This is a genomic window from Thermodesulfobacteriota bacterium (genome assembly GCA_040756475.1).
GTDB lineage: Bacteria > Desulfobacterota > Deferrisomatia > Deferrisomatales > JACRMM01 > JBFLZB01.
Genome location: JBFLZB010000240.1, coordinates 1 through 6,192, shown reverse-complemented (window position 1 = coordinate 6,192; position 6,192 = coordinate 1). Strand labels below are relative to the sequence as shown.

7 protein-coding genes and 1 pseudogene are annotated in these 6,192 nt (G+C 66.1%); 3 read left to right on the top strand and 5 right to left on the bottom strand.

Annotation, left to right across the window (positions count from 1 at the left end):
- Positions 1-65: 65 nt before the first annotated feature.
- The 3 genes and pseudogenes from AB1578_21445 to AB1578_21435 all read left to right on the top strand — a co-directional run bounded on the left by AB1578_21445 (position 66) and on the right by AB1578_21435 (position 1,665).
- A pseudogene (locus AB1578_21445) lies at positions 66-678 on the top strand (PDDEXK nuclease domain-containing protein).
- A 399-nt stretch (positions 679-1,077) separates the two neighbouring features.
- Entirely contained in the window at positions 1,078-1,377 is a 300-nt protein-coding gene (locus AB1578_21440) for a type II toxin-antitoxin system RelE/ParE family toxin (GenBank protein MEW6490462.1), read from the top strand.
- 3 nt (positions 1,378-1,380) lie between these two features.
- Positions 1,381-1,665, top strand: coding sequence for an addiction module antidote protein (locus tag AB1578_21435; protein ID MEW6490461.1), 285 nt, complete (start codon positions 1,381-1,383; stop codon positions 1,663-1,665).
- 650 nt (positions 1,666-2,315) lie between these two features.
- Here the strand turns inward: AB1578_21435 and AB1578_21430 are convergent.
- The 5 genes from AB1578_21430 to AB1578_21410 form a co-directional block, all read right to left on the bottom strand.
- Positions 2,316-2,840, bottom strand: coding sequence for a hypothetical protein (locus tag AB1578_21430; protein ID MEW6490460.1), 525 nt, complete (start codon positions 2,838-2,840; stop codon positions 2,316-2,318).
- Between the two features lie 170 nt (positions 2,841-3,010).
- Positions 3,011-3,190 (bottom strand): hypothetical protein, encoded by a 180-nt coding sequence (locus tag AB1578_21425; GenBank protein MEW6490459.1) that lies wholly within the window; start codon positions 3,188-3,190, stop codon positions 3,011-3,013.
- A gap of 26 nt (positions 3,191-3,216) precedes the next feature.
- Entirely contained in the window at positions 3,217-4,026 is an 810-nt protein-coding gene (locus tag AB1578_21420; GenBank protein ID MEW6490458.1) for an AAA family ATPase, read from the bottom strand.
- On the bottom strand, positions 4,026-5,315 hold the full coding sequence (locus AB1578_21415) for a DDE-type integrase/transposase/recombinase (GenBank protein MEW6490457.1): 1,290 nt from the start codon (positions 5,313-5,315) through the stop codon (positions 4,026-4,028). Before AB1578_21415 ends, AB1578_21420 begins: the two co-directional genes overlap by 1 nt.
- 70 nt (positions 5,316-5,385) lie before the next feature.
- A complete protein-coding gene (locus tag AB1578_21410; GenBank protein ID MEW6490456.1) occupies positions 5,386-5,865 on the bottom strand; it encodes a hypothetical protein in 480 nt (159 codons plus the stop codon).
- Positions 5,866-6,192 lie beyond the last annotated feature (327 nt).

The following is a 6,192-nucleotide window of genomic DNA, read 5'->3' as shown; positions in this document are numbered from 1 at the left end:
CCTTCGACCTCTCCGCCGACTTCCTCCCCGACCTCCTGCGCCGGCCCGACCGGGAGCTCGAGCGCCTGAGCCAGGGCCTCCCGCCAGAAGCGCCCGAGTTCGCCGACATCCTCCACCGCAGCCCCGAAGGGTGGGGGGCGAAGGTCATCGACCGCCTCTCGACCGATCTGCGGAGCGCCTTCCCCGAGATGAAGGGCTTCTCACCCCGGAAACCTGAAGTACATGCGGGCCTTCGCCGAGGCGTACCCGGACGAGGCATTTGTGCAGCAGGTTGCTGCACAAGTCCCCTGGTTCCATAACTGCGTGCTCCTCGATCGGCTGACGAGCGCGGAGAAACGAAGCTGGTACCTGGCCCAGGCGGTCGAGCACGGCTGGAGCCGGAGCGTCCTGACCCTTCACATCGAAGAAGACCTGTACGGTCGCCAGGGCAAGGCCGTCACCAACTTCGCACGGACCCTGCCCGCGCCCGACTCCGACCTCGCCCAGCAGACCCTGAAGGACCCGTATCTCTTCGACTTCCTGACTCTCACCGACGACGCCCGGGAGCGCGACCTGGAGCGGGAGTTCCTCGACCACATCCAGCGCTTCCTCCTCGAGCTCGGCGCCGGCTTCGCCTTCGTCGGCCGGCAGGTCCACCTGGACCTCTCCGGCCAGGACTTCTACCTCGACCTCCTCTTCTAGGCTCGTCCGCGGAATCTATGGGTTGTCCCCCTTCCCTTCACGGGCGGCGTCGATGGGTAGGGCGCGATCGCCGAGCGCGCCGTGCTCTTGGGTAGTGACGACGATGGACCCGGACGGACGCCTCGGCGAGGGGTCCCTACCCGACCCAAATCCTCCCGACCCAAATCCACATTCGGGTGATCCGTCGAGGCCCTGTTAGCGAAAACGGGGACTTCGCAATATCGAGTGGAAATCGCATCCATCCGCTGCCCCGTGCTTGATGTCTCAGATTCGTAATCCGGAGCGGATGAGTGAGATTGACATCTTCACCAACCCGGCCCGTAGCGCCGCGGATCACTGAGGCGCTTCGGCCTGTTCTCCCTTGCTTTTCTGTATCCATTTGGATACTTTGAGCCCATGTTGACATTCCTTCGAACCGACGAATTCAACGCCTGGCTGTCCGAGCTCAAGGACTCGAAGGGGCGGGCAAGAATTGCGAATCGGATTGTGTCGGCGCGACTCGGGAATTTCGGAGACTGCGAGCCGGTCGGAGAAGGCGTCTCGGAGATGCGCGTGCACTTCGGCCCCGGCTACCGTGTGTACTTCACCCGGGTTGGAGGGACCGTCTATTGGCTCCTTGTCGGCGGGGACAAATCGAGCCAGAAGAAGGACATCAAGAGGGCTCTGGAAATGGTCAGAGAGATCAGAGAGGAGTGAACGATGACCGTCAAGAGCGCACCATTTGACGCGGCCGACTACCTGACCGACGATGAGAGCATCGCCGAGTACATCACTGCTGCCTTGGAAGACCCGAATCCGGAAGTCTTTCTGGTCGCAGTTAGGGACGTTGCGAGAGCGCGAGGCATGTCGCAGCTCGCCAAAGACACGGGCCTTGGCAGGGAGAGCCTTTACAAGGCGCTCTCCCCGGGGGCAAAGCCTCGCTATGATACGGTGCTCAAGGTCGTCCGGGCGCTTGGGATCACCCTTCACGCAGAGGCACACTGACGGAGTGGCCCCGGATTCGTTTCACCTGCCACACCGCGCCAGGGGCATAGAACAGGGGGGACCTCTCTGCGTTTCTGCGTCTGCCGATCCTGTTGTGCCCAAATCCAGGTTGCAGTCGAATTCCGGGACCCCACCGCCGCGCCCCCGAATTCTTGGGCACAGCCAGGGCACAGACAGGGCACAATCTTCCCGGAAACAACCGGGCATTACGGAAAGAGAATGTCGACCGAGAGACGACAAGAGCGGAAAGAGCGAAAGGCCCTCAGCCAAGTCCGCGGAACTACTGGACTAAACTGAGAGCCTTCGGACGGACCCCCGAGGGGTTCCGGGGAGGGTCGGTGGAGCGGGAAACGCGATTCGAATCCACTCGTGGCCTGTTCACCCAATCCGTGACAATCCGCGAAGACAACCACTATTTCCAGTGCTGACGCGCCTCTCCCACCATGCTCAAGGCTACAAAGCGTCTCGCTGGTGCCGGTCCGTCCAGTTGTTCGGGGACCAGTTCGGGGACCAGTTGGGGGACCAGTTCGGGGGCCACTTGGGGGATCATGTGCCTCTTACCTTTCCACCGTCCCAAGGATCCATTCGCAGGAAATTTGCGTTGCTACGCAGCATGTTTCCTGTCAGAAGTGCGGTGAGGCGTGCAGGCCCTACCGCCCCCACCCCGCCTCGTCGAGAAGCTTGATCCAGTTTCGCTTCAGCCGGTGGGTTGTCCGCAGTGAACGCACGAATCCCTCGAACTCCGCCTCCCGCCCGAGGCGGAGCATGAGCTCCCGGACCTTTCGCAGGAACTTCATCGCCTCCCGGTAGGCCTCGTTGTTCGTCCGCGCGATCGTCGGCTCGATCCTATTCTGGTACACGGTCAGGGCGTCCTCGGGGTGCTTCTTCTCCCGCTTGGCGGCGAGCGTCATCCAGAGTTCCTCGGAGCAGCCTCCGGCTGTGGCCTCGGCCCACGCGGCGTCCACGTCCTTCTCCCAGAGGAAGATCTCCACCAGGGCCGAGCGGTCGGGCCGCCAGGATGCCTTCTTCTGACCCTCGGCGACGCGGGCCCGAAGGAACGAAAGGGCCTTCTCGCGCCACTCCGGCCAGGTTCCCAGCCCCTTCGTGTACCCATGGAGGGTCTGGTACCGGTCGAGCCGGGGCCATTCGACGAAGTCGGCCCAGAGGAGGCGCATCGCATCCTCGTTTCGCCCCAGCCGCAGATAGGCATCGGCGAGGAACTGTTGTTTCTCAGATTACCTGGTAGCGGATCGTCTGAATATCTGGGACATGTTCACGGGGTTGGGGCAAGGGGGGTGAGGGTCCCGCAGAGGGGACCCTCACCGATGGGGGAGGAGGGTAGGCGTTAGAAGGGCTCGGGTCCGGTTGCGGCCTCGGCCTTGGCCTGGGCGATCTCCTGGAAGATGTGGGTCTGGCTGCGGGCCTTGTGGACCCCGGCGAGCAGGAGGTCGAGCAGCAGCAGACCCAACTGATCGGAGAGCTCGTCGAGGGTGCGTTCGAGGCAGGCATCTTCGTAGAGGTTCATGGCGGTCTCCTTCGGGGGAGTGGGGATCAGAACAGCTCGGTGGCGGCGATGCGCACGTGCTCGGCGCTGACCAGGGGGGCCTGCTGGTGGGCGGCGGCAATGAGCGCGCCGCGGGCCAAGTGGTTGGCCTTGCGAAACAGCCCCCCGGAGCCCTGGTGGATGGCGGTGATGGCCGCGTCTTCGAAGAGGATGCGCTCGACCCCGGCCAGGCGCAGGTGATGGCGCAGGTACTCTTCCATGGTTTTCTGGTCGATGCCCTTGAGGTGGCTTCGGGCCACCACGCGGCTGGCCAGGGGCAAGGCGGTGCGGTATTGGAGGTGGTCGGCGAGATTGGCCTGGCCGGCGAGCACCAGGGGCAGGTAGGGTTTGGAGTCGTGCTCGAACTGGGTGAGCGTGTGCAGCTCCGTGAGGACCTCCAGGCGAAGAAGCGAGGCTTCGTCGATGACGAGGAGGGTTTTGCGCTTCTTGGCCCGGGCGAGCTCGAGCACCTCGCGGCGGATGATGCGGGTCATCTGGGCGCGCGAAGAGCCGGGAGCGTCGTGGCCGAGCTCGGCGAGCACGAGCCGGTAGAGCTCGAGGATGGAGCCCGAGGAGGCGGTGACGGCCAAGACCTGGACCTCGGAGGGGTGCAACCCCCCCACGGCATAGCGTAGCGCGGTGGATTTGCCGCTGCCGACCTCGCCGGTGACCAGTGCGATGGCGCCCAGCCCCAGGGCATAGTGGACGCGCTCCTCCACGGCCGAGACGGCAGGAGTGGCCAGGATCTGGGAGCGCGCCACGTCGGCGCCGAAGGGCTCGGCGGTGAGGGCGAAAAACTGCCGGTAGGCCGAAGGCATCAGGCATCCTCCCAGAGCTGGCCCCCGCGGGAGGGGGTATGGGAGGCGCTGGGGGGGTCGCAGTGGACCGCCACCGAGCCGTTGCGCTCGCGGGTGACGCGGCTGTTGACGGCAAGATCGAGCGCGCGGTGCATACCCCAGGAGGTCTGGCCACAGCGGATCTCCACGTGCTCGGGGGTATCGGGGTGGTAGAGGATCTCCACCTGTTTTCCGATGAGCGCCACGGGGGCCTCGAACAGGCGTTTGTCCACGGTGACGGAGCGGTCCTTGTTGACGCGGCGGCGCACGGTTTTTCGGAAGTAGTCCTTGAGATCCGCCGGTGCCGCGCGCAGGCACTGCATCTGGGCGGTGAAGCGGGCAAAGGGGCTCTGGCCGGTGGAGGTGTGCCGGCGCAGGTGGTAGACCTCGTCGAGCCAGTGCGCGAAGGCGCGGTTGAGCGCCACGAGGGACGCACCGCCAAAGCCTGGCAGGAACTGGGACTGGACGGTGCGGAAGAACCGCTCGATTTTTCCCTTGCCCTGGGGCCGGTAGGGGCGCGCGTGCACCAGCGCGATGCCCAGGGCCGCGCAGGTGTACTCGAGCTGGCGGGAGCGAAAGGCGCTTCCGTTGTCCACGTAGAGCTTGCGGGGCAGGCCCCTCTTCAAGAGCGCCTGGGAGAAGGCCTCCATAAAGCAGGCCAGCCCCTCCGAGGGGTAGAAGGCGCCGTGGGGGATCAGGCGCGAGTGGTCGTCGACAAAGGCGATGAGGTAGCTCTTGCGGCGCTTGTCGCCCACGAGCACCGCGGGGCCGTGCATCACGTCGCTCTGCCACAGGTCGTTGGGGAGCTCCGCCTCGAACTTGCGGCGATCCTCGGCCGCGGCCGCCGCAGGCTTCATCAGGTCGTGCTGGTGGAGGAAGCGATACAGCGTCGAAAGGCTCGGTGCCGCCCCCTGGAGCTGCTCGATGCGGCGCAGCAGCTCGGCAGCGGCAAGCGTTGGCTGTTCGCGCCGCAGGGCCACAATCGTCAGCCCCGTCTCCTCGTCGAGCACCCGGCACTGCCCGGCGTCGCTGCGGCCCTGGGGGTAGAGGGCTTCGAGGTTCTTGCCGCTGGCCAGGTACAGGCTCGCCCAGCGCTCGATCGTCGAGCGGCTCAGGCGCGTGCGCGCCGAGTGGGGGATCTCCCACTTGCGGGCGCACTTGTCGCGCAAGAGCGCCTCGCGCTCCCCGTAGTCCAGCCGCGTCGAGCCCACCAGGTCGTGGATGACGCCAAACCGAAAGGCCGCTACCTCTTGTTTCTGCTCCTCGCTCATGGGGCTTCCTCCTTCGTCAAGGGTGGGGCAAACCCTATCCCGAGGAGGGCCGGCCGGTCGCCGGCAGAGATCACTGGGGTGGCAGGGGGCCTCGCCGGTTGTCAGATCCCATGGCACGGCTCACGGCCACCACCCCGGCCGCCAGGAGCCGATCGAAGGCGGCCACAAGCGCGTGCTCGGGCGTCCAGCCCAGCCGCGCCAGCGCCTGTCGGCGAAGATTCCCAAGCCAATGGCGCATGCGCGCCGCGGGAGCGCTGCGCCACCGGCCGGTCTCCACCCGGTGGGCGAGTTCCTCCCGGATCCACGCCACGCGGGCCCGCACCCGAGCAACGTATCCCGCCGGCCGGGGTGTCATCACGCACCCGCACCCCGCACACCGGTAGCAGCGAAGCAGCAGCCGCTGGGCGAACCCGTCGAAATAGCGCCCCACCAACCCATGCCCCCACACCCGAAGGCTCCCGCACCGCAAACACCTGCCGGGCCGCGGCCAGGCAAACGCCCGCCCCAGAGCCGCTACCTCCTTGAGCTCCACCGCCACCTGCCATATCATCGCCTCACCGTGTGTGTGGGCCCCGAGCCCAACGGAAAAGGGCGGAGAGTTCTCGCCAAACTCTCCGCCCGCTTCGTTTTCGCCAGTCGCACCCGGACCTTGTCCGGGCCGGCCCAAATATTCCGAGAATCACGCCGACCGGGTCAACCCATTCTGAAAATCCCTACCCCCTCCTGCCCCGCCCATTGTGGCGATCAACAGTTCGGTTCCTCGCCTGTGCTGCGATCGGAAGGCTCCTCGCGCGCGTCCAGGCGCTCTCTCTCGGAGCCCACGAGGTCTACCCGCCGCTGGCCGAGAGCCGCCTGGGCTCGACTTCGACGGCCAGGC

Excerpts from the sequence above, each read along its gene's own strand:
- AB1578_21440 (MEW6490462.1), top strand. The coding sequence starts at position 1,078 with ATGTTGACATTCCTTCGAACCGACGAATTCAACGCCTGGCTGTCCGAG.
- AB1578_21435 (MEW6490461.1), top strand. The coding sequence starts at position 1,381 with ATGACCGTCAAGAGCGCACCATTTGACGCGGCCGACTACCTGACCGAC.
- AB1578_21430 (MEW6490460.1), bottom strand. The coding sequence starts at position 2,840 with ATGCGCCTCCTCTGGGCCGACTTCGTCGAATGGCCCCGGCTCGACCGG.
- AB1578_21425 (MEW6490459.1), bottom strand. The coding sequence starts at position 3,190 with ATGAACCTCTACGAAGATGCCTGCCTCGAACGCACCCTCGACGAGCTC.
- AB1578_21420 (MEW6490458.1), bottom strand. The coding sequence starts at position 4,026 with ATGCCTTCGGCCTACCGGCAGTTTTTCGCCCTCACCGCCGAGCCCTTC.
- AB1578_21415 (MEW6490457.1), bottom strand. The coding sequence starts at position 5,315 with ATGAGCGAGGAGCAGAAACAAGAGGTAGCGGCCTTTCGGTTTGGCGTC.
- AB1578_21410 (MEW6490456.1), bottom strand. The coding sequence starts at position 5,865 with ATGATATGGCAGGTGGCGGTGGAGCTCAAGGAGGTAGCGGCTCTGGGG.